At 61.9% G+C, this 23,026-nt stretch carries 20 protein-coding genes; 11 read left to right on the forward strand and 9 right to left on the reverse strand.

Annotated features, from left to right (window positions below; all coding sequences use genetic code 11):
• Nucleotides 1-4: 4 nt before the first annotated feature.
• Nucleotides 5-1,315, reverse strand: coding sequence for a branched-chain amino acid ABC transporter permease (locus FEZ59_RS13430; protein ID WP_037120375.1), 1,311 nt, complete (start codon nucleotides 1,313-1,315; stop codon nucleotides 5-7).
• 303 nt (nucleotides 1,316-1,618) lie between these two features.
• Here FEZ59_RS13430 and polA point away from each other — a divergent pair, with 303 nt between their 5' ends.
• Nucleotides 1,619-4,366 (forward strand): DNA polymerase I, encoded by a 2,748-nt coding sequence (polA, locus tag FEZ59_RS13435; protein ID WP_019748643.1) that lies wholly within the window; start codon nucleotides 1,619-1,621, stop codon nucleotides 4,364-4,366.
• Between the two features lie 74 nt (nucleotides 4,367-4,440).
• Here the strand turns inward: polA and trxA are convergent, their stop codons facing one another.
• Nucleotides 4,441-4,812: a thioredoxin gene (gene trxA / locus FEZ59_RS13440; RefSeq protein WP_003944106.1), complete on the reverse strand. Its 372-nt coding sequence runs from the start codon at nucleotides 4,810-4,812 to the stop codon at nucleotides 4,441-4,443.
• 74 nt (nucleotides 4,813-4,886) lie between these two features.
• Nucleotides 4,887-5,882: a helix-turn-helix domain-containing protein gene (locus FEZ59_RS13445; RefSeq protein ID WP_020969741.1), complete on the reverse strand. Its 996-nt coding sequence runs from the start codon at nucleotides 5,880-5,882 to the stop codon at nucleotides 4,887-4,889.
• 213 nt (nucleotides 5,883-6,095) lie between these two features.
• Between FEZ59_RS13445 and FEZ59_RS13450 the strand changes: the two genes are divergently transcribed.
• Entirely contained in the window at nucleotides 6,096-7,025 is a 930-nt protein-coding gene (locus tag FEZ59_RS13450) for a DMT family transporter (RefSeq protein ID WP_060939345.1), read from the forward strand.
• Here the strand turns inward: FEZ59_RS13450 and FEZ59_RS13455 are convergent.
• Entirely contained in the window at nucleotides 6,970-7,545 is a 576-nt protein-coding gene (locus FEZ59_RS13455; protein ID WP_223257901.1) for a 2'-5' RNA ligase family protein, read from the reverse strand. The two genes, FEZ59_RS13450 and FEZ59_RS13455, sit on opposite strands and share 56 nt — an antisense overlap.
• Here FEZ59_RS13455 and FEZ59_RS13460 point away from each other — a divergent pair.
• The 4 genes from FEZ59_RS13460 to FEZ59_RS13475 all read left to right on the forward strand — a co-directional run bounded on the left by FEZ59_RS13460 (nucleotide 7,511) and on the right by FEZ59_RS13475 (nucleotide 11,401).
• Nucleotides 7,511-8,608, forward strand: coding sequence for an isocitrate/isopropylmalate dehydrogenase family protein (locus FEZ59_RS13460; protein ID WP_060939360.1), 1,098 nt, complete (start codon nucleotides 7,511-7,513; stop codon nucleotides 8,606-8,608). The two genes, FEZ59_RS13455 and FEZ59_RS13460, sit on opposite strands and share 35 nt — an antisense overlap.
• A gap of 206 nt (nucleotides 8,609-8,814) precedes the next feature.
• Nucleotides 8,815-9,687, forward strand: a complete 873-nt coding sequence (locus FEZ59_RS13465; RefSeq protein WP_024487476.1) for an ABC transporter substrate-binding protein — start codon at nucleotides 8,815-8,817, stop codon at nucleotides 9,685-9,687.
• On the forward strand, nucleotides 9,687-10,643 hold the full coding sequence (locus FEZ59_RS13470; RefSeq protein ID WP_019748635.1) for an amino acid ABC transporter permease: 957 nt from the start codon (nucleotides 9,687-9,689) through the stop codon (nucleotides 10,641-10,643). Before FEZ59_RS13465 ends, FEZ59_RS13470 begins: the two co-directional genes overlap by 1 nt.
• Nucleotides 10,640-11,401 carry an amino acid ABC transporter ATP-binding protein gene (locus FEZ59_RS13475; RefSeq protein ID WP_019748634.1) on the forward strand — a complete coding sequence of 254 codons (762 nt, stop codon included), beginning with the start codon at nucleotides 10,640-10,642 and terminating at the stop codon, nucleotides 11,399-11,401. Before FEZ59_RS13470 ends, FEZ59_RS13475 begins: the two co-directional genes overlap by 4 nt.
• A gap of 3 nt (nucleotides 11,402-11,404) precedes the next feature.
• Here the strand turns inward: FEZ59_RS13475 and FEZ59_RS13480 are convergent, their stop codons facing one another.
• Nucleotides 11,405-12,250, reverse strand: coding sequence for a class I SAM-dependent methyltransferase (locus tag FEZ59_RS13480; RefSeq protein WP_153212163.1), 846 nt, complete (start codon nucleotides 12,248-12,250; stop codon nucleotides 11,405-11,407).
• Between the two features lie 338 nt (nucleotides 12,251-12,588).
• On the opposite strand from FEZ59_RS13480, the gene rpsA reads away from it, so the two are divergent.
• Entirely contained in the window at nucleotides 12,589-14,076 is a 1,488-nt protein-coding gene (rpsA, locus tag FEZ59_RS13485; protein WP_019748632.1) for a 30S ribosomal protein S1, read from the forward strand.
• Nucleotides 14,077-14,250: 174 nt separating this feature from the next.
• On the opposite strand, the gene FEZ59_RS13490 is transcribed toward rpsA, so the two are convergent.
• Nucleotides 14,251-14,466, reverse strand: coding sequence for a hypothetical protein (locus tag FEZ59_RS13490; RefSeq protein ID WP_003944056.1), 216 nt, complete (start codon nucleotides 14,464-14,466; stop codon nucleotides 14,251-14,253).
• 159 nt (nucleotides 14,467-14,625) lie between these two features.
• Here FEZ59_RS13490 and coaE point away from each other — a divergent pair, with 159 nt between their 5' ends.
• Entirely contained in the window at nucleotides 14,626-15,840 is a 1,215-nt protein-coding gene (gene coaE, locus FEZ59_RS13495; protein ID WP_021334024.1) for a dephospho-CoA kinase, read from the forward strand.
• A gap of 4 nt (nucleotides 15,841-15,844) precedes the next feature.
• On the opposite strand, the gene FEZ59_RS13500 is transcribed toward coaE, so the two are convergent.
• Nucleotides 15,845-16,363, reverse strand: a complete 519-nt coding sequence (locus FEZ59_RS13500; RefSeq protein ID WP_172932766.1) for a DUF402 domain-containing protein — start codon at nucleotides 16,361-16,363, stop codon at nucleotides 15,845-15,847.
• An 86-nt stretch (nucleotides 16,364-16,449) separates the two neighbouring features.
• Between FEZ59_RS13500 and uvrB the strand changes: the two genes are divergently transcribed.
• From uvrB to FEZ59_RS13515, 3 genes are all read left to right on the forward strand, one after another.
• Nucleotides 16,450-18,612, forward strand: a complete 2,163-nt coding sequence (gene uvrB / locus FEZ59_RS13505; RefSeq protein ID WP_019748629.1) for an excinuclease ABC subunit UvrB — start codon at nucleotides 16,450-16,452, stop codon at nucleotides 18,610-18,612.
• Between the two features lie 45 nt (nucleotides 18,613-18,657).
• Nucleotides 18,658-19,533, forward strand: coding sequence for a hypothetical protein (locus FEZ59_RS13510; protein ID WP_172932767.1), 876 nt, complete (start codon nucleotides 18,658-18,660; stop codon nucleotides 19,531-19,533).
• A gap of 188 nt (nucleotides 19,534-19,721) precedes the next feature.
• On the forward strand, nucleotides 19,722-20,174 hold the full coding sequence (locus tag FEZ59_RS13515) for a universal stress protein (RefSeq protein ID WP_019748627.1): 453 nt from the start codon (nucleotides 19,722-19,724) through the stop codon (nucleotides 20,172-20,174).
• A gap of 1 nt (nucleotide 20,175) precedes the next feature.
• Here FEZ59_RS13515 and FEZ59_RS13520 read toward each other — a convergent pair whose 3' ends face one another.
• Both FEZ59_RS13520 and FEZ59_RS13525 read right to left on the reverse strand, forming a co-directional pair.
• On the reverse strand, nucleotides 20,176-20,637 hold the full coding sequence (locus FEZ59_RS13520) for a DUF732 domain-containing protein (protein ID WP_172932768.1): 462 nt from the start codon (nucleotides 20,635-20,637) through the stop codon (nucleotides 20,176-20,178).
• A gap of 83 nt (nucleotides 20,638-20,720) precedes the next feature.
• Complete coding sequence (locus tag FEZ59_RS13525) at nucleotides 20,721-23,003, reverse strand: ATP-binding domain-containing protein (RefSeq protein ID WP_020969733.1); 2,283 nt, start codon at nucleotides 23,001-23,003, stop codon at nucleotides 20,721-20,723.
• Nucleotides 23,004-23,026 lie beyond the last annotated feature (23 nt).

The raw sequence follows: 23,026 nt of genomic DNA on the forward strand, positions 1-23,026 counted from the left end.
TTCGTCACCCGATCCTTTGTCTGGATCCGAGGATGCCCTGGGGGCGAACCACGAGGATCACGATCAAGACGAGAAGTCCGCCGATGTATTTGAGATCGGGGTTGATGATGAGCGTCGAGAGTTGGACCAGAAGTCCCACGATGACGCAGCCGAGTAGCGCCCCGTACGCGGTTCCCAGACCACCGAGGGTGATTCCGGCGAACATGAGCAGCAACAGTTTGAAGCCCATTTCCCACTGGACGCGTCCGCCGAGTTCGGAGATACCGAACAGCACACCGCCTAGGGCGGCCAGTCCGCCGCCGAGACCCCAGACGAACATGATCACGCGCTCGACGTTGATACCGGACGAAGCGGCGAGGTCACGATTGTCGGAGACGGCACGCATGGCCTTTCCGATGCGAGTCTTCTGCAGAAGCAGTGCGACGCCGACCAGGACGACAAGACTGACGATCATGACTATCGCGTTGGCGTCGGTCAGTGCGATCGGGCCCCAGTTCTTCTCGACCTGGCCCTGGTAGTCGTCGAACGGTTCGGCGCGGTCGGAGAAGAAGATCAGGATCAAGTAGCGCAATGAAATCGCGAGACCGATCGAGACCACCAATTGCGCGATCAACCCGGTTTTGCGCTTACGCAGTGGTTTCCAGACGATTCCGTTGGTCAGCAGGCCGATGCCGATGCCGACGAAGATCGCGAGGATCGTGGCGGGAATCAGCGGAACGCCGAAGGACGTGTTGATCACCCAGGCAGCAACGGCTCCTAACGTCACCATCTCGCCGTGAGCGAAGTTGGTCAGGCCAGTGGTGCCGTAGATCAGGCTCAAACCCACACCGGCGATCGCGATCACGAGGCCGAACCGCAGACCGTCGACCGTCGTGCGGATCAGCTTCTCGCCGAAGCTGACATTCGAGGCGGTACGTACCTCGCCGAACGAGAAGATCACGGTGTTCGCGCGGCCGGCCACCACCTCGCGTTCGACAGCGGCTTGCACACTGACCCCGTCGGGAAGTGTGTCGGCAACGATCTCGAAGGTGTAGGTGCCCGGTGCCACGGCCAGTTCCCAACGGCCGTTCGATGCCGATTCTCCGGTGGCGACTTCCGTACCGGAAGAATCGAGCGCACGGACGGTGACGCCCTCGAGGCGTGTGCCGCCGTTGTTGAGATTGCCGCTGACGGGGACAGCGTTGTCGGGAACCGGTGCTGTCGGTGTTGCGGATGCTGTCGGGGTCGGCGGTGTAGGGGAAGTGGTCGGTTCCTGAGCCGAAGCAGTTCCGGCCAGGCTGAGTAATGCGAAGAACGTCAGTAATGCAAAGGCCAGTAGTCGGCTGAGTGTCGCGAGGGTCTGCCGTTTCACTACGGGTGGGGCCACGTACGTCCTCCGAGCGGGTCGGGAATAGCGCGTCTGGACAAAGGTGCCGCGCAGCACAGGCATTGTTTCGTTGCTGCGATTTCCGGACTCTAACGGCTCCGTTCGCTTGAGATGGGGTTCTGAGATTTCCGGGATGTTTCGGTTCCGTATCGAAGGCCGAAGGCTGCATCAATTGTCCGATTCTTGTGTCTGTTCCTGCGTAAACAACGGCGAAGGCGTCGATGTCGGTCGCGATCCCTAGACTGATGAACCGTGAGCCCCGCAACCACAACTCGGTCCAGCACGTCCACCGCTTCAGCCGGCACCACCGGCAAGGCGGACGATCGCCCTCTTCTGATGCTTCTCGACGGGCATTCGTTGGCATTTCGCGCCTTCTATGCGCTGCCTGCAGAGAATTTCAAGACACACAGTGGGCAGGCCACCAACGCGGTGTACGGCTTCACGTCGATGCTGATCAACCTTCTTCGTGACGAGCAGCCCACCCACTTGGCCGCGGCTTTCGACGTGTCGCGTCAGACGTTTCGCGCCGACCTGTTCCCCGAATACAAGGCGCAGCGCGCGAAGGCTCCGGACGAATTCAAGGGCCAGATCGACATCACCAAGGACGTTCTCGGCGCGCTGGGCATCCCGGTCATGGCCGAGGAAGGTTTCGAGGCCGACGACGTGATTGCCACGTTGACCACGCAGGCGGAGGCACTCGGATACCGGGTTCTCGTCGTGACCGGCGACCGCGACTCGCTGCAGCTGGTGACCGACAACGTCACTGTGCTCTACCCGAAGAAGGGTGTCTCGGAGCTCACCCGATTCACGCCGACGGCCGTCGAGGAGAAGTACAGCCTCACTCCGTCGCAGTATCCGGATTTTGCTGCCCTGCGCGGCGACCCGAGTGACAACCTCCCCGGTATCCCCGGCGTCGGCGAGAAAACCGCTACCAAGTGGATCCGTGAGTACGGTGACCTGCAGGGACTGGTAGACAACGTGGACAAGGTCCGCGGCAAGGTGGGCGACTCACTACGAGAGAACCTCGCAAACGTCCTGCTCAATCGTCAGCTCACCGAGATGGTTCGCGACGTTCCGTTGCCGTACACGCCCGAGCAGTTGGTCTTGGCCCCGTGGGACCGCGAGAAGATTCATGCGTTGTTCGACGATCTCGAGTTCAAGGTTCTCCGCGATCGACTGTTCGCGACCCTGTCGTCGTCCGAGCCCGAAGCAGAGGAAGGGTTCGAGGTCAGCGGCGACGCACTCGCCCCGGGTGCGGTTGCCGCGTGGCTCGACGCCCACGCGCGAACCGGTGAGCGTCACGGCGTCACGGTGCTCGGAACCAGAACTCCGTTTGCCGGCGACGTCACTGCACTCGCGATCGCGGCCTCCGACGGTGAATGTGCGTACATCGCGGCGTCGACGGCAACACCGGAAGACGAAGCAGCTCTCGGTGATTGGCTCGCCGATGCATCGCAGCCGAAGGCGCTGCACGAAGCCAAGTGGGCGATCCATGCTCTGCGTGGGCGTGGTTGGACGCTCGGTGGACTGACCAGCGACACTGCTCTGGCCGCGTATCTCGTCCGGCCGGGCCAGCGCAGCTTCAATCTCGACGATCTCTCGCTCCGCTACCTCAAGCGTGAACTGCGCGCCGAAACATCCGGCCAGGAACAGCTTTCGCTGCTCGACGACACCGAACAGCTCGATGCCGAAGCAGCCGAGACCGCGATGCTCAGCGCTCAGGCCGTTCTCGACTTGGCAGCCGCACTGGACACCGAGTTGGAGTCGATCGAGTCCAAGTCGCTCCTCTCCGACATGGAACTGCCGTTGACGATCGAGCTCGCTCAGATCGAGGCCACCGGCATCGCCGTCGACAGCGCGCATCTGCACGATCTTCAGAGCCGTTTCGCCTCCCAGGTCGCCGACGCCGCAAACTCCGCGTACGAGGTGATCGACAAGCAGATCAACCTGGGTTCGCCGAAGCAGCTGCAGGTGGTCTTGTTCGAAGAACTCGACATGCCCAAGACGAAGAAGACGAAGACGGGCTACACCACCGACGCCGAGGCGTTGCAGGGTCTGTTCGACAAGACAGGACACCCGTTCCTCGAACACCTTCTCGCGCACCGTGATGCGACGCGCATGAAGGTGACCGTCGACGGTCTTCTCAAGGCCGTGGCCGAAGACGGTCGCATCCACACGACGTTCAACCAGACGGTTGCCGCGACCGGGCGTCTGTCGTCGACCGATCCGAACTTGCAGAACATCCCGGTGCGAAACGACGCGGGGCGCGAGATTCGCGACGGATTCGTAGTCGGGCAGGGGTTCGACGTTCTGCTCACTGCCGACTACAGCCAGATCGAAATGCGCATCATGGCGCACGTGTCAGGCGACGAGGGGCTGATCGAGGCATTCAACACCGGTGAGGACCTGCACAGCTTTGTCGGCTCGCGCGCATTCGGTGTACCGATCGAAGAGGTCACTCCTGAACTGCGTCGCCGGGTCAAGGCGATGTCCTACGGTCTGGCCTACGGGCTCAGTGCCTACGGATTGGCGTCGCAGCTGAAGATTTCGACCGAAGAAGCGAAGCAGCAGATGGATGCGTACTTCGCTCGTTTCGGCGGCGTGCGGGATTACCTCCACGCGGTGGTCGAGCAGGCACGTAAGGACGGCTACACCTCGACGCTCTACGGTCGTCGTCGCTACCTGCCGGACCTCAACAGCGACAACCGTCAGCGTCGTGAGGTGGCCGAACGTGCTGCCCTGAATGCGCCGATCCAGGGCACCGCAGCCGACATCATCAAGGTCGCGATGATCAATGTTCAGAAGGCTCTCGCCGAAGCCGGATTGAAGTCGCGCATGCTGTTGCAGGTGCACGACGAATTGGTGCTCGAAGTGGTCGCCTCCGAGTTGGAGGAAGTCACCGCACTGGTCAAGGACAAGATGGCCACAGCCATCGAGTTGTCGGTACCCCTGGACGTTTCGGTGGGAACCGGTCGAAGCTGGGACAGCGCGGCTCACTGAGTCGGCGTCAAGACAGTCTGGCTACGAAAAGAGCGCGCTCCGAATCGAATTCGATTCGGAGCGCGCTCTTTTCGCTATTCAGCTGAAGCGGTCTGCTCTGCGATCTGCTTGCGGACCTCGTCCATGTCGAGTGCCTTGACCTGAGTGACGAGCTCTTCGAGCTGAGCAGCGGGAAGAGCGCCGGCCTGGTTGAACACGAGTACGCCTTCGCGGAAGGCCATGATCGTGGGGATGGAGCGGATGTTGGCGGCCGCTGCGATTCCCTGCTCGGCCTCGGTGTCGACCTTGGCGTGAACGACGTCGGCATGCTTCTCCGAAGAGGCTTCGAACGTCGGTGCGAACTGGCGGCACGGGCCGCACCAGGAGGCCCAGAAGTCCACGAGGACGACGTCGCTGCCGTTGATCGTTTCGTCGAAGTTCTGCTGGGTGAGTGTCTGGGTGGCCACAGGGGTCCTTTCCATTGTGCGGGCTGTTGGTGTGTGCAACGCCCCGGAACCGCTGATTCTTCCCTGAGCCGATTTCAGCTTGCGTTCTCGGTCGCCCGAAACGTCCGGCGGTAGGCTTGGGGCGTGGTGCAGCGAAGCCGGATGAAGTGCTGGCGAAGCACGGCGCCGCCGCCGAAACCGACGCGTTCCGCGATGACATCGACGGAGAGGTCCGAATTCTCCAGGAGTTGCTGGGCGGCCAGTACTCGCTGATCGCTGAGCCAGCGGGCGGGAGTTGTTCCCGTTTCCGCTTGGAAACGGCGGGCAAATGTGCGAGCGGACATGTTCGCTCGGGCCGCGACCATTCCGACAGTGAGGTCGAGGGCGAGATTCTCCGTCATCCAGTCGAGGAGTGGGGCAAGGGTTGCACTCGGCGTCGAGGTGAGGGGAGTGGCGACGTACTGGGCCTGCCCACCGTCACGGTGGGGTGGCACCACCATCCTTCTCGCGATGCCGTTGGCGACACGAGAACCCTGTTCCTTTCGCACGATGTGCAGGCACAGATCGATTCCTGCCGCGGTGCCTGCGCTGGTGAACACCGGATCTTCGTCCACGTACAACACGTCCGGATCGACCTTGGCTTCCGGATACGTCTGGGCAAGCCTCTCTGCGTGCCGCCAATGCGTCGTGCATCGCCTTCCGTCCAGTAGTCCAGCCGCGCCGAGGACAAACGCTCCGGTGCACAGGCTCGCCACCTTGGCGCCCCGGGCTACGGCCTCGTTGAGTTTCACCAGCAGGGGATCGACACTCGAGTCGGGACTCGGTGAGCACATGTACGCGTCGCCGGCGTCGTAGGTTCCGCCGGCGGAAACGACGATGAGGTCGGCGTCGTCGAGAGAATCGAGGTTGTACGGAACATCGATGTTGTAACCGAACCGCGTTCGGATCGGGCCCGGAACTGCGGCGATCAGCGAGAAGTCGTACGTGGGGAGGCCGTCGTCGGATCGGTCGAAGCCGAAGACTTCACATGCCACGCCGAGTTCGAACGCCTCGGTCATCGGCATCAGTGGGACTACCACTTTCGCGAGCATCTTTCGAGTGTGACAGAAAAACAGGAAAGTGGCAGAAAATCGTCCAAGTCTGGCTTTTCTGCCACTACTGCCACGTGGGACATTCCGTCAGGCTGGACACATGGCAATCATCGTCGTCAGCCTCCTGGTCCTACTGGTCCTGAACGTACTAGCTCTTGCCGGCCGAACGCCCGATACTCGTCACGACGTCAGTCCGCACGGAGACTTCACCCTTTGAGGGCAAGTCTGGCCTTTCAATACACCGCAGCTGCGGTGGTGTGGGGAGCTAGTTTCCTCTTCATGAAGATCGGGCTCGAAGGTCTGTCCTTCACGCAGGTAGTTCTGTGGCGCTTGGTCTTCGGTGCGCTCGCGCTGGTTCTCGTGTCAGCGGTCAGCCGGATCGGCCTACCGAGGGAATTTCGTGTCTGGAAGCACCTGGCTTTTCTCGCAGCGACGCAATGCATCGTTCCGTGGCTGCTGTTCAGTTGGGCGGAGCAGGACATGTCCTCGGGACTCGCGAGCATCTACAACGCCACCACGCCACTGATGACTATGGCTGTCTCCCTTGCCTTTCTGCCGGGGGAGACGCTGACGCGATACAAGTCGCTGGGGTTGCTTCTCGGATTCGGTGGAGTGCTGATCGTGTTGGCGCCGTGGAATCTCGGCGTCGGCGGAACCCTCAGTGCGCAGGTGGCTTGCCTGGGAGCGACTGCGTCGTACGGGATTTCGTTTGTCTACCTCAGGCGTTTCGTGCTTCCTCTCGGCGTCGACACTCGTACGGTCGCGCTTGTGCAGATCAGTATCGGTGCTTTCGTGATGGTTCTGGCCTCTCCGGTCGTCGCAAACACGCCGATGCACCTCACGCCGGCAGTTGTCCTGTCGATGATCGCTCTGGGCGCACTGGGGACCGGGCTCGCATTCATCTGGAACACCAATGTCGTTCAGGGGTGGGGGCCGACTGCGGCGTCCACCGTCACTTATCTCAGTCCAGTGGTGGGCGTCGCTCTCGGCGCAATAGTCTTGGACGAAAGCGTTGGCTGGAATCAGCCGGTTGGTGCGCTGGCGGTGATCGCGGGAATCCTGGTGACCCGACGTGCAACCCGCTCTGTCACACCGGCGGTGTCAGTAACCATTCCGTCTTCTGTTCGCCGTCCCAGCGCCTGATCCCGCCGCTGCGCCCTTGAATCACGTCGGTGCCCAGCAGGGCGATGGCTTCACCCAGACGTGCAGGTTCGACGCGTCGGGCGAGCGTCACATGAGGCGTCCACGCGCCGGGCTCGACGTGGGCGGGAAGTGCCGTCGAGCCAACTGTTGACTCGGCTATTTCTCGGTGCAGGTGAAGGAGTGCACGCGAAGGAACAACCGAGCGCGCCAAGACCATCTGCTTGCCGCCGAACACGACGTAGCCACCCAGCCGGACCTCGAAGTCCGGGGCCGAGAAGCGCCGCACCAACAGTTCGTCGATCTCCGCGGGGATCTCACGGGCGACGAACAGCGTGATGTGCGGACGGTTGGACGGGCTGTGATGAGAGGCCTGACTCGGTAATCCGGCGTCGGCGAGAAGCTGCCATTGTGCTCGCACTGCCGACTCACTCACCGGATCGAGGAGCAATTCCACCGACTGGACCATGGTGAGCAATGATTGCCTGATGACAGGTGCGAGCGCAATCGGTACTCCGGCCATGCGGCTGGGACTCATGCACGGCGACGGAATTGGCCACGAAATCGTCCCGGCGACACGGCAGATCGTGGATGCGGCGCTGTCATCGGTTCACGCTCCGCCCGTCGAGTGGGTCGAGCTTCCGCTCGGGAGTACGGCCATCGACACTCACGGCACGCCAATTCCCGACGAAACCATCGATGGGTTGGGGCAGCTGCAAGGCTGGATCCTCGGACCCCATGACAGCGCGTCGTATCCCGAGAGGTTTCGCGGACAACTCACCCCCGGCGGCGTCATCCGGAAAAAGTTCGAGTTGTTCGCGAACATCCGACCGGCAGCAGCATTCCCCGGCGTCAAGGCGATGGTCCCCGACATGGATCTGGTGATCGTCCGCGAGAACACCGAGGGGTTGTACGCGGATCGGAACATGGCAGTCGGCAGCGGCGAATTCATGCCGACGCCAGACATCGCCCTGGCCGTCGGTGTGTTCACCCGCGCTGCATGCGAACGGATCGCACGCACTGCCTTCGCGTTGGCGTCGCGTCGGCGCAATCACGTCACGATCGTCCACAAGGCCAACGTCCTGACACTGACCACCGGCCTCTTCCGCGACGCCTGCCGAACCGTCGCCGCGGAGTACCCCCACGTAGTCGTCGACGACGAGCACGTCGACGCGATGGCGGCGCACCTCGTTCGACGCGGCGGAGACTTCGACGTCGTGGTGACCGAAAACATGTTCGGCGACATTTTGTCGGATCTGGCGGGCGAGCTGTCCGGTTCACTCGGAACCGCGCCGTCGATCAACGCTTCCGAGACGCAGGTCATGGCTCAGGCTGCGCACGGTGCAGCACCCGACATCGCCGGGAAGAATCGGGCGAACCCGACGGCACTGTTCCTCTCGAGCGCAATGATGCTCGACTGGCTCGGTGATGCGCGGGGAGATCGCTTGTTGTCTGCGGCGGCACGCCGCATTTCAGACGCGGTTCGCACGACCATCGCGTCGGGTATCGCGACCGCCGACCTCGGCGGTTTGGCATCGACCAGCGAATTTTCCGAAGTCGTGTACGCGCACACTCTGCGTCGCTGATTCTTGTACGACAGGCCGGAATCCTGCGAAGTCGGCGACGGTGGAACTCCTGCCGTAACCTACCGTTCGACTGAATTTCGGATGGACGTTGCAAGTGCGGCGATCGACGAGTGGAGAGCAGAGTCGTGGTCGATGAAAACGCACGGGCACCAAGGCCACGTGGCGTGGGTTATGGCTCGAGCAGTGGCGGGCGTATCCGCACCAACGTGGTGCGAGTCTTGTTGGTGGGCTTGATCGTCGCCCTGTGCGGCGGATGTGTCACCAACAACGAGGGCCTCGTTCCGGAAGGGCCGCCACTTGATGTCCAGAAGGTGCCCGAGATCGCCGCACTTCTGCCGTCCAAGGTCACGGATTCGGGCAAGCTGCAGGTCGGCGTCAACATTCCGTACGCGCCAAACGAATTCAAGGACGCGGACGGCAACATCGTCGGTTTCGACGTCGACCTGATGAATGCCGTTGCCGCCGTGCTCGGTGTCGAAGCTGTCTTCAACCAAGCCGATTTCGACAAGATCATCCCCGCTATCCAGTCGGGAAGCTACGACCTCGGCATGTCTTCGTTCACCGACTCCAAGGAACGCGAGAAGACGGTCGACTTCGTCACGTACTACAGCGCAGGTATCCAGTGGGCGCAACGGCCGGACAAGCCAGTCGATCCGAACAACGCATGCGGGCTTCGGGTGGCGGTGCAGACCACGACCACCGAGGACATCGACGAGGTGCCTGCCAAGAGCGAGGCATGCGTGGCCGAGGGCAAGCCCCCGATCGACAAGATCAAGTACGACAGCCAGGACGACGCGGCCAACGCGCTCATCCTCGGTCGAGTCGACGCGCTGTCCGCTGATTCACCAGTGACCGGCTATGCGATCAAACGGAGCAAGGGCCGGATGGAAGCTGCGGGAGAACCCTTTGATTCGGCGCCGTACGGCTGGCCGATCGTGAAGGGTTCCGCCCTTGGGCCCGCCCTGCAGCAGGCAATGCAGTACCTGATCGACAACGGCGTCTATCAACAGATCGCGCAGACCTGGAGTGTCGAGGCCGGCGTCATCGAAGTATCCAAGATCAACGGCGCGGAAAGCTGATGAACATGACAACAACTGAGACCGGCGATCCGGTGCCGATCAAGGCGATTCCACTACGCAGACCTGGTCGTTGGATTGCCGCGGTCGTCGTCGTGGTCCTCTTCGGACTGTTCGTTTACGGCGCGGCGACCAACGAAGCCTTTGCATGGGGGACTTACGGTCAGTATCTGTTCGACAAACGGATCTCCGCTGGTGCGTGGACAACGATCCAGCTGACGGTGCTGGCAATGGTGATCGCGATCGTCCTCGGTGTGATTTTGGCAGTCATGCGACTTTCTCCCAACCCGGTGCTTCGCGCCGCGGCCTGGGGCTATCTGTGGATCTTTCGAGGAACCCCTGTCTACGTGCAGTTGGTCTTCTGGGGCCTGTTCCCGTCGATCTACAAGAGCATCGATCTCGGTATTCCCTTCGTACATCAGTTTGCGCACATCAATCTCCAGGACTTGCAGGCAGCGTTTCTGTTTGCGGTGATCGGTTTGGCATTGAACGAGGCTGCATACATGGCCGAGATCGTCCGTGCCGGCGTGAGTTCGGTCAACGAGGGCCAGACCGAAGCATCTGTTGCCTTGGGTATGACGTGGAGTCAGACGATGCGCCGAACCGTTCTACCGCAGGCGATGCGCGTCATTATTCCGCCGACAGGTAACGAAGTCATCAGCATGCTCAAGACCACCTCGCTCGTGACGGCGGTCCCTTACAGCTTCGAGTTGTACGGTCGAGCGCGCGATATCTCGGGCGCCAACTTCGAGCCGATTCCCCTGTTGATGGTGGCGGCAACGTGGTACCTCGCGATCACGAGTCTGCTCATGATCGGGCAGTACTACGTCGAGCGTCACTATTCGAAGGGTGCAACCCGAGCACTGACCACACGCCAGCTTCAGGCACTGGCCGACGCGCAAGGAAAAGCTACGGTAGTGGAAACGCTTCCGGATACCCCCGGAGGAGAACGCAAATGACACCCATGGTGAAAGCAGACCGAGTTTGTAAGAACTTCGGCGCACTGGAGGTCCTGAAAGGGATTTCGCTCGAAATCGACCCTGGCCAGGTCCTCTGCCTGGTCGGTCCGTCCGGGTCGGGCAAGTCGACGTTCTTGCGCTGCATCAATCACCTCGAGCAGGTCAACGCCGGCCGACTGTACGTCGACGGCGACCTGGTGGGCTACTCGGAGAAGAACGGCAAACTGTACGAACTCCACCCGCGAGCAGCGGCCAAACAACGCCGCGACATCGGGATGGTGTTTCAGCACTTCAACCTGTTCCCGCACCGCACCGCTCTCGAGAACATCATCGAAGCGCCGACGCAGGTGAAGCGCGTCAGTAAGAAGAAGGCTGTCGAACGAGCAAAGGACCTCCTCGATCAGGTCGGGTTGAGCGCCAAAGCCAACGCCTACCCGGCCCAGTTGTCGGGTGGTCAGCAGCAAAGAGTTGCCATCGCCCGCGCTCTCGCGATGGACCCGAAGCTCATGCTGTTCGACGAGCCGACGTCCGCGCTCGACCCCGAACTCGTCGGTGAAGTTCTCACTGTGATGAAGCAATTGGCCAAAGAAGGCATGACGATGGTGGTCGTCACCCACGAGATGGGTTTCGCCCGCGAGGTCGCAGATCAGTTGGTGTTCATGGACGGGGGAGTTGTGGTCGAGGCAGGCGAGCCCCGGGAACTCCTGGCCAATCCGCAGCACGATCGGACCAAGGCGTTCCTGTCGAAGCTGCTGTAGCCGTCAGGGTTTGACGGCGCTGAAAATTGCAGTGCCCGGAAAGAGTTGGCCGCGCAGGGGACTCCACTGTCCCCATTCGCGGTCCAACCACTCCGGCCATTCGGGCTCGATGATGTCGCGCATCTGAAGTCCGGCCGCGACGATCTCACGAACCCGGTCGCCGATGGTGCGGTGATGCTCGACGTAGGTGGGGACTCCGTTGTCATCGACCTCGACATAAGGGGTGCGGTCGAAGTACGGGAGGGTCGCGGTCAAGCCCTTCGGCCCGGGATCGTCGGGGAAGATCCATCGGATCGGATGGTTGACGGCAAAGACCCACGATCCGCCGGGACGCAGAACCCGGGCGACTTCGTTCATCACTCGCTGCGAATCGGCAACGAACGGGACGGCGCCGAACGCAGAACAGACGATGTCGAAACTCTCGTCGGCAAATGGCAGGAGTTCCGCACTTGCCTGAATCAACGGGACTGCCGGTCCGCCGGCATTCATCGCGTCCTGCCCGCGGGCGAGCATCCCCATCGAGATGTCGAGACCGACGGCCCGAGCACCGTGTCCGGCGAGCCATCGGGCACACGGCGCCGAGCCGCAACCCACTTCCAATATGTCTTTGTCGACTATGTCGCCGAGTAAGTGGTGATCGCCCTCGTGCAGCCCTTCGGGGCACCAGACGAATTCACCTTCCGCGCTGTTCACGCCCAGAAACTCGCCGTGGGTTCGGTGGTAATCGTCGGCGTCGGCGTCCCACCACGCACGGCTGGCACGGTCGCTGGCACTGGAATCGACACGGACCCGGCCGACACCGCTGGTGCCGAGAATGGAATTGGCGGCGGCATGGCGCTCGTCAGACATGAACAACACAGTAGAACGGGCGATGCGGGCGCAGGGTACCCGGGTTTGCCCGGCAAGATAGCCGACGCGTAGTCTTACTCACGCGAGTGTCTGTCATCCGACCGATTGTCTATACGGGATCTTTACCAAGGTCTCGGAATCAGTTGGACCGAGGGAGCTCGCGGTGCGCTTCCGTGGTGTGGAATGTGATCCGGTATTCGGTTGTTCGTTATTGATGCAGCTGGGTACTTCGATCTAGTACTTCACAAAAGTACTTCCAACATTTGTACGCCACAGTTGCGCATCTCGTCCGACAAAATCCATCAACCGACCACAACTCGTCCGGAGCAATTCAACATATGCCCTCCACAACCGTCACCTCGCCGCAGGTTGCCATTAACGACATTGGCTCCGCCGAGGACTTCCTCGCCGCCATCGATGCCACGATCAAGTACTTCAACGATGGTGACATCGTCGAAGGAACCATCGTCAAGGTCGACCGCGACGAGGTTCTGCTCGACATCGGTTACAAGACCGAAGGTGTCATCCCTTCTCGTGAGCTCTCCATCAAGCACGACGTCGACCCCAACGAGGTCGTCTCCGTGGGAGATGCGGTCGAGGCTCTCGTCCTCACCAAGGAGGACAAAGAAGGTCGACTGATCCTGTCGAAGAAGCGCGCTCAGTACGAGCGTGCCTGGGGCACCATCGAGGAGCTCAAGGAGAAGGACGAGGCCGTCAAGGGCACCGTCATCGAGGTCGTCAAGGGCGGCCTCATCCTTGACATCGGTCTTCGTGGCTTCCTCCCCGCTTCGCTCGTCGAAATGCGTCGCGTCCGCGACCTCCAGCCGTACGTCGGCAAGGAGATCGAGGCCAAGATCATCGAGCTCGACAAGAACCGCAACAACGTGGTCCTGTCGCGCCGCGCATGGCTCGAGCAGACTCAGTCCGAGGTTCGCAGCGAATTCCTGCACCAGCTCCAGAAGGGCCAGGTCCGCAAGGGCGTCGTGTCCTCCATCGTCAACTTCGGTGCATTCGTGGACCTGGGCGGCGTAGACGGTCTGGTTCACGTTTCCGAGCTGTCTTGGAAGCACATCGATCACCCGTCCGAGGTTGTCGAGGTCGGCACCGAGGTCACCGTCGAGGTTCTCGACGTCGACCTGGACCGCGAGCGCGTCTCCCTGTCGCTCAAGGCAACGCAGGAAGATCCGTGGCGTCAGTTCGCCCGCACGCACGCCATCGGCCAGATCGTGCCCGGCAAGGTCACGAAGCTGGTTCCGTTCGGTGCATTCGTGCGCGTCGAAGAGGGAATCGAAGGCCTCGTTCACATCTCGGAGCTCGCTGAGCGCCACGTCGAGGTTCCGGACCAGGTTGTCGGCGTCGGCGACGATGCACTCGTCAAGGTCATCGACATCGACCTCGAGCGTCGTCGTATCTCGCTGTCGCTGAAGCAGGCCAACGAGGATTACAACGCCGAGTTCGATCCGTCCAAGTACGGCATGGCCGACTCGTACGACGAGCAGGGCAACTACATCTTCCCCGAGGGCTTCGATCCCGAGACCAACGAATGGCTCGAGGGCTTCGACAAGCAGCGCGAAGAGTGGGAGAACCGCTACGCCGAGGCTGAGCGTCGTCACAAGATGCACACCACTCAGATGGAGAAGACCGCTGCAGACGAGGCCGCTGAGGCTGCCACCGCTGCTGCCGGCTACTCCTCGGAGACGGCTGCTGCAGACGATGCTGAGGCTCCGGCTGCTGCCGGCTCCGCTCCGGCAGAGTCCGCTGGCGGATCGCTTGCCAGCGATGCGCAGCTCGCCGCACTTCGCGAGAAGCTGTCGGGCAACGCATAAGGATTACCGCTTGATCTGATCAAGCGAGATCTTTGAAGAACCCCGCCCCTGCACTTGCAGGGGCGGGGTTCTTTTCTCGGTCAGGTACCACTGGCACGCGAAGAACTCAGTGAGTGAACACAGAAATGACCGGCACCGTAGGGTTGCCGGTCATTTTGTACTTCGTGAAAAAACTCAGTTTGCGGGAGCAGGCACCCAGTAGGTGGCGGTCGCTTCGGCTGTGCGCTTACGCATCGATGCGAAGCTGTGTCGGCCTTGGCTCACGAGCATCGTGAACCACGTACGACGGTGCTCTGCCAGGGCAAAAGCAACTTCGGGAAACTCTATGCAGTGCACGCCGTTCGGCATTCCGAGGCGGTGCTGACCGTGATGGTCGCGATCTGCTCGCATGGCGTCCACTTTCTCGAGAAGGTGCAGGTACAGGTGCGTTCGCTAGAACATAACCGCACGGTCACCGAAATTGTGGTATTTGAGCCTCGAACGCCTCGGCGTGTTCGATCGGTAGGCGTGTCTCAATCTCTCGGGCGCGGAGATGAGAGACTGTCGAGTGTGTTGAGAGTAGGCCTCACTGGAGGCATCGGAGCCGGTAAGTCGACAGTGTCGAAAATCCTCAGCGAACTGGGAGCCGTCATCGTCGATGCCGACCTGATCGCCCGAGAAGTGGTCGAGCCCGGTACTCCTGGCCTTGCCGCTCTGGTCGACGCATTCGGCGACGGGATACTGTCGGAGGACGGCAGCCTCAACCGCCCCGCGCTGGCCTCGTTGGCGTTTGCCGACGACACGTCACGCGGAACTCTCAATGGCATCCTTCACCCACTTATCGGTGCGCGGACGATGGAGCAGATCTCGTCTGCACCGTCGGATGCAGTGCTCGTTCAAGACATTCCGCTGTTGGTCGAGGGTTCGATGGCGCCGGCGTTCAACCTGGTCGTCATCGTCTACGTCGACGAGGAGGAACGAGTTCGACGCTTGGTGGGCTCACGCGGTATGCCGGAATCCGACGCTCGTGCGCGCATCGCAGCGCAGGCACATGACGATCAGCGTCGTGCGGTTGCCGACGTGTGGCTCGACAACAGCGGAGAGCCGGGTTCACTCGACGACGTGGTCCGCGACCTGTGGGCGAATCGACTTGTACCTTTCGAGAAGAACCTCCGCGAGCGCACGGTAGTACGTGCACTGCCGGAGCTGGCTCCAGCTGACCCGTCGTGGCCGGCACAGGCCGAACGGATCATCGGCCGGTTGTCGCTGGCGTCCGGCGACCGCGCGCGCCGTATCGATCACATCGGATCGACCGCGGTGCCTGGTCTCGATGCCAAGGACGTGATCGACATTCAGATCACTGTCGAGCACCTCGGCGTTGCCGACGACCTCGCGGAAGATCTGGCCGCTGCCGGGTTCCCCCGGATCGAGCACATCGTCGCCGACGACCCGAAACCGTCGTACCTCGGTGGTGAAACCGATCCGGCGGTGTGGGCAAAGCGGATTCACGGCAGCGCCGATCCAGGGCGCCGCGCGAACATTCACATTCGGGTGGACGGTTGGCCCGGTCAGCAGTTCGCGATCCTCTTCCGCGACTGGCTTCGCGCCGATGCGTCGGCGCGTGCCGAGTATGCCGAGCTCAAGGTCAAGGCAGCCGAGAGTGCCGCAGGCATCGACGACTACGCCGCTGCGATCGACGCTTACCTGGGAGTCAAGACGCCGTGGTTCGACGCCGCTTTCCACCGGGCGTGGGAGTGGGCCGAGAAATCAGGCTGGTCCCTCTAACCGCTCAGCGCCACGTGACCGGCATGCCCACCGAGGTGAGCCAGGCGTCGAGATCGTGACCGTGGGCGGCGATGCCGTCGATAGCGCGGGCCGCGTTCAGCATCGCGCGCTCTGACGTCTTCGGGTCGAGAATCCCGGCGGTGTTCGCCTCGAGTAATTCGTCGACGTCGAGCAATTCGATGGTGTGTCCGGTCCGCACGATCAGGTCGAGGTAGTGGTCTTCGGAGGTCCAGACATGCTCGCCGCGGATGAAGTCGCCGATGTCGACATAGAAATCCCAGTCGCGGACATGCTCTGGTGTGAAGTGGAAAATCGATGCTCGAATTCCGAGTTCGGGAATGATCCAGGACTCCAGGTAGTGAAACCGGGGATGGTCGGCGTGGCGCGCCATGTACAGCCCCCACGGTTCTTCGCGGTAGTGCTCGACAGGGCGAACGAAACCCTTGGGATCGACGTTGGTGCGAGCTGCGATGTCGAAGGTTTCGACCTTCGGCCGGTGAATGTGGGGACGTTCCTCGCTCATGGTCGAAGAACCTACCGCCGAACTGCATTTTCGGCTGAACGCGGACGAGCAGGCATTGTGTCGGTGGGTGCGCCTACCCTGGTTTCATGGCGTTTGCTTCCGAACATCCCGTGGTCGCGCATTCCGAGTTTCGGCCGGTTGGTGACATCGAGCGCTCAGACGCGCGCTTCGAGGTCGTCAGCCCGTACGAACCGGCAGGCGATCAGCCGGCAGCTATCGCCGAGCTTGAAAAACGGATCAATGAGGGAGAGAAAGACGTTGTCCTCCTCGGTGCGACCGGTACCGGTAAGTCCGCGACAACAGCGTGGTTGATCGAAAAGCTGCAGCGCCCGGCTTTGGTGATGGCTCCGAACAAGACCTTGGCGGCTCAGCTCGCGAACGAGCTTCGGGAAATGCTTCCCAACAACGCGGTCGAGTACTTCGTCTCGTACTACGACTACTACCAACCCGAGGCGTACATCGCCCAGACGGACACTTACATCGAGAAGGATTCGTCGGTCAATGACGACGTCGAGCGGCTTCGCCACTCGGCAACGTCCAGCCTTCTGTCACGACGGGATGTGGTCGTGGTGGCCTCGGTGTCGTGCATCTACGGCCTCGGTACACCGCAGTCGTATCTCGATCGCTCGATTCAGCTCGACGTCGGTGTCGAGGTACCGCGCGACGCGTTCCTCCGTCTGCTCGTCGACGTTCAGTACAACCGCAACGACATGGCGTTCACGCGAGGTTCGTTCCGCGTGCGCGGCGACACGGTCGAGATCATTCCTTCCTACGAAGAGCTGGCGGTCCGCATCGAATTCTTCGGTGACGAGATCGAGGCGCTGTACTACCTACATCCACTGACCGGGGACATCGTTCGCCAGGTCGACACGGTTCGCATCTTCCCGGCGACGCACTACGTCGCCGGCCCTGAACGCATGGAGCGTGCAGCCAAGGACATCGAGGCGGAACTGGAAGAGCGGCTCGCGGAACTCGAGGGCAAGGGCAAGCTTCTCGAAGCTCAGCGTCTGCGCATGCGAACGCAGTACGACCTAGAGATGATCAAGCAGGTCGGATTCTGCTCCGGCATCGAGAACTACTCGCGCCACATCGACGGCCGTGGCCCCGGAACTGCCCCCGCAACTTTGATCGACTATTTCCCCGAAGATTTCCTACTGGTCATCGACGAGTCACATGTGACCGTTCCGCAGATCGGCGCCATGTACGAGGGCGATATGTCGCGCAAGCGCAACCTGGTCGAATTCGGATTCCGGCTACCGTCGGCAACCGATAACCGCCCTCTGACTTGGGAAGAATTCAGTAAGCGGATCGGTCAGACCGTCTACCTGTCGGCGACGCCCGGTAAGTACGAGTTGGGTCAGTCCGGCGGTGAGTTCGTCGAGCAGGTGATTCGCCCGACCGGATTGATCGATCCCGAGGTCATCGTCAAACCCACCAAGGGGCAGATCGACGATCTCGTTCACGAGATCCGCGAGCGTGCCGAACGTGACGAGCGTGTGCTGGTCACGACGTTGACCAAGAAGATGTCGGAAGACCTGACCGACTACCTTCTCGAACTCGGAATTCGTGTCCGGTATCTGCACTCGGATATCGATACGCTCCGGCGAGTCGAGCTGCTCCGGCAGCTCCGCCTGGGTGAGTACGACGTGTTGGTCGGCATCAACCTCCTGCGAGAGGGACTCGACCTCCCCGAGGTGTCGCTGGTCGCGATCCTTGATGCCGACAAGGAAGGCTTCCTTCGTAGCTCCACCAGCCTCATTCAGACGATCGGTCGAGCGGCTCGAAATGTGTCCGGTCAAGTGCACATGTATGCGGACAAGATCACCGCATCCATGGCGCAGGCCATCGAGGAAACGGAGCGGCGGCGCGAGAAGCAGGTCGCCTACAACGAGAAGATGGGCGTCGACCCACAACCTCTACGCAAGAAGATCGCGGACATTCTCGATCAGGTGTACGAGGAGGCAGAGGACACTGCGGCGTCCGTGGACGTCGGTGGTTCGGGTCGCAATGCGACGCGTGGTCGGCGTGCGCAGGGTGAGGCCGGTCGTGCGGTCAGTGCCGGTGTGTACGAGGGTCGCGACACCAAATCGATGCCTCGGGCCGAATTGGCAGATCTGGTCAAGGAACTCACGGATCAGATGATGAACGCTGCACGCGACCTTCAGTTCGAGTTGGCTGGGCGATTGCGAGACGAAATCTCGGATTTGAAGAAGGAGCTCCGAGGGATGGACGCCGCGGGTCTCAAGTAGGTCGCCTCGCGTGGGTTCGTGCTCTCGACCGCTACGGTTTCAGGTATGGATGCACAGACTGCAGGCAAGACCGCGCGGACTCTCGAACTTCTCCACTCGTTGGCGTACTTCGTCCCGGAGACGGAGAAGGAGCTTGTCGGCGTCGGGTTGGAGCCTGGCCGAATGGTGTACTTCGCAGGGCGATCAGCACCGCTCGGCGCTCCACCCGCGACTGTCGTCACGGCCACCTTCTTCAACTTCAATCCCGAACTGATCGCCAGCGTCATCCCACGTGCCTGGGAATTGGCAAGGCCCACAGAGGTTGTCGCCGCGCGGTATCGGGCAATCGACGCGGCGTACGTCCGCCTGTTCGGTGCGGACGTGACAGGATCGGCAGACATGGCCGAGGCCGCCGAACTCGTGTCGATCGCGGCTCAGAACATCCCCGGAGTGGACGGCCGCCCCCTGTACGCGGGTTGGGCGTCGCTCGACTGGCCGATCGAACCGCACCTGCGTTTCTGGCACGCGCTGACACTGCTGCGTGAGTATCGCGGCGACGGTCACATTGCGGCTCTTCAGACCGCGGGATTGAACGGCCTGGACGCGTTGATCACGCACACCGCGACGGGAATCGGGTTTCAGCGCAAGTTCGCGCAGACTCGCCGCGGATGGTCGCAGGAACAGTGGGACGAGGCCGTCGAGAGTTTGAAGAACCGCGAACTGCTGGATCGTTCGTCCGGTGCACTGACCGAGGACGGGCAGGAACTGCGTGACGTCGTCGAAGACCTGACGGACGACCTCGCTTTGGCTCCGTGGGATGCGTTGGGTGAGGAGGGTGCCAAGCGGTTGCTGGAATTGGCGACGCCGTGGCGTACCGCCCTGGTCGAGCAGGAAGTTTTTCCGGCGGCGCTGTTCGGGCCCCGCTTCGGCAAACTTCGCTGAGTGGTCACCGCCGCACAAATGTGTCTGTGACGAAGAATCACATTCATTGTGGGCTTGTGGCGTGTACTGCAAATAACACTATCCGCGGCACAATCCCGCTAATGTCAGCGCAGCGGTTGTCGAGCGGGCGCAACAGCGTTGCGCCCGGTGCCGGCCGTACCGTCCGTCCCGTAACCATGGAGGAATGAATGAGTGCCTACCGGACCGTTGTCGTAGGAACCGATGGCTCCGAGTCGTCACTGAAGGCAGTCGACAGAGCTGCCGCCATTGCCAGTGGCTCGGACGCTCAGCTCGTCATCGCGTGTGCGTACTACCCGGCTGATCCCAAGGACGTCAGCGCTGCCGCTGATGCGTTGGGTAACGAGGCCTACCAGGTCACCGGTTCCGCTCCGACCTACGAGATCCTTCGCACCGCTCGTGAGCGCGCACATGCCCAGGGTGCCAAGGATGTTGTCGAGCGCGCTATCGTCGGCGCTCCCGTCGAATCGCTTCTCGCTTTGCTCGACGAGGTCAAGGGTGACTTGCTGGTCGTCGGAAATCGCGGATTGAACACACTGACCGGGCGTCTGCTCGGATCGGTGCCTTCCGATGCGGCGCGCAAGGCGACATCCGATGTCCTGATCGTGCACACCGTTCGCTGACCTACCGGCAGTAGTCGGCCTCGGCCGCATCGACGAACACTTCAGCCAGCTGATCGGCGCTGGGGGGCGTTGTCGATGCGGCCGAGTCGTTTCCGGTGGTGACCATCGGTTCGCTCGCGCCGTTCAGCGATACCGTCCGCAGATTCGCGATGATCATCGCTCGATCCGTGCCGGCCGCGAGCTGCTGGCAGACACCGTCACCGAGCGCCTGCAACATGTCGTCGGAAAAGGCTGGCTTGACCCCGGTAGATGCAAGCGCCGCCCGCAGCCGTTCTGCATCGTCTACCGGTTTTTCGGTCGGTGCGGCAGCAACAGCAGCGATGTCGTCGCTGCCTGCAGCAGTCGTTGAACTCGAATCATCCTCTGAACAACCGGCTGTCACCGCCGCAAGCATCCCGACACAGATCACCACGCGAGCGATCTTGCGGAAGGGTGCGGCGGAACTTGCGGGCAGGCCAAGCACGAGGGGTCATTCCTTCAGTCGTCGACACAAATTGGGGTGACACCACGATTCGTGGTGTCACGCACGAACCTACTCCGTGAGGCTCACGAATCGAAGGCCAACTCTGCTGCCGCGACGCCGTCGAGAACCGCGGGGAGCGATTCGACGTGAATGATGCCGAGCCTCTGGGTAGCGCGGGTCAACGCGACGTAGAGGTCGTTCATTCCGCGTGGTGACTCGTCGAGAATGTCGGCAGGTTCGACGATCAACACGGTGTCGAACTCGAGTCCCTTGACGTCCTTGACCGACAGGACACTTACGGTCTCACTCGCAATGCCCGCCAGATCGGCAACGACCTCGGAACCGGCGATCACTGCGGTGATACCGGGATGCGACTCGGACTCGATGCAACGGCGCACGGTCGATTCCAATTCTTCGGCCGTGGTCTTGAGTGCCCACGGCGCGAATCCGCTGTCGCGTACCGACCGGGGCACGGATTGCTCCGGGTCGATCTCTTCGAGCACACGGTGCGCGACATCCATGATCTCCGAGGGAGTTCGGTAGTTGACGGTCAGTTCGGTGAGCTTCCAGCGCTTGGCGACGTAAGGCTCGAGAATCTTCTGCCAGGACGAGGTTCCCGCGGGATCACCGGTCTGAGCTGTATCGCCGACCAACGTCATCCAGCGATTCGGTATGCGCCGCATCAGCATTCGCCACGCCATTTCGGAGAGCTCTTGGGCTTCGTCGACGATCACGTGACCGTAGGTCCAGGTTCGGTCGCCGGCAGCGCGTTCTGCCGTGGTCTGGCGCTGGCCCTGATCGTGGCGCTGGGCGAGTTGGCTGGCGTCGATCAAGTCGTACGCCATCAAGATCTCGGGGTCCATCTCGTCTTCGAGATCCTGTGGTGCAGAGCCGGTGAGGATGTCGAGGGCGCCCTGGGCGTCGGCGATCTGCGCGCGCCATTCACGTTGTGCGCGTTCGCGTTCGGCGGCATCGTCGACTCCGAGGATCTCGGCCAGTTCATCGAGGAGGGGAGCGTCTGCCGCACTGAAACCTGGTCCGACGCTCTGCAGAAGCTCGTCGCGTTGGGCGTCGTCGAGTTGCGGCGCTGCCTTGGCCAACCTCGCCGGAGAGGTCCACAGTTCCGCGAGGATTTGCTGCGGCGACAATTCAGGCCACAGCTTTCCGATGGCGGACATGATGTCCGCGTCCTCACGCATCTCGTCGCGAATGTCGGCGATGTCGTCGCGACTGAGGAGTGAGCCGCCGTCGACGAGGTTGCCGCCGATGAGTTCGGCCATCTGCAGTGCCAACGCCTCGATGACTGCTGCCACGAAGATCGGGCGCGCCAGGTTGTGTGGGCGACGCGACGACCGAGCACGTCCGCGAGCCTTCGTGACAGTCTTGCGATCCAGCTTCAAGTCGTACGTGTCGAATCGAAGGGTGATCGGCTTCGACGGGACTTCCTGCCGATCCCGGACGGCGTTCTTGAGTACATCGAGGATCGCGAGGGAACCCTTGATCTCACCGGCGGCGAGGGAATCCGTACGAGTCGCACGCACTCCGGGGTACAGGTCCCCGATCGTCGAGAGCAGAACTCCGGTCTCACCGAGTGAAGGAAGGACCTGGCTGATGTAGTCGAGGAACGTCGCGTTCGGCCCGATGATGAGAACACCGGCCTTGGCCAGTTGCTGGCGGTAGGTGTAGAGCAGGAACGCGGCACGGTGAAGGGCGACTGCGGTTTTGCCGGTACCCGGACCGCCCTGGACCACCAGAACGCTTTTGTGCTCGGAGCGGATGATGGCATCCTGCTCACTCTGAATGGTCTCGACGATGTCGTTCATCTGACCCGTACGCGCTGCGTTCAGAGCGTCCAGGAGTGCGCTCTCACCGGCGACGCCGCCGGCTTCGGTCACCACGCCGGCGGCTCGGGCAGCGTCGAGGTCCAGGTATTCGTCGTTGATTCCGGTGACTGTTCGGCTCCGACTGCGGATATGGCGTCGTCGCTTGACGCCCTCAGGTGCCGCGGGCGTCGCCAGATAGAACGGGCGTGCCATCGGAGCTCGCCAGTCGAGCAGTAGCGTTTCGTAGTCGTTGTCGGTGTCCAGAATTCCGAGTCGGCCGACGTAGCGTCGCTCGTCGTCGAAGTCGATGCGTCCGAAACACATTCCGTTCTCGGCTGCGTCGTACTTGGCGAGATCCTCGGTGTACATGGCATTGAAGGATTCGCGTTCACTGCGTGCTTGCGGGGTTCCGCCGGTCTCGAGGAGGACCGTGCTCAAGCGAGTTTGGGCATACTTTCGAAGATCGTCGAGACGGGAGTACAACATCGTCACGTACTGCTGCTCGAGCTCTTGCTCGTTCAGTGACGGGTCCGCGTCGGGCAAAGGATCTCCTAGGCTTGATGAGA

The organism is Rhodococcus sp. MS13 (assembly GCF_013277835.1).
Lineage (GTDB): Bacteria > Actinomycetota > Actinomycetes > Mycobacteriales > Mycobacteriaceae > Rhodococcus_F > Rhodococcus_F erythropolis.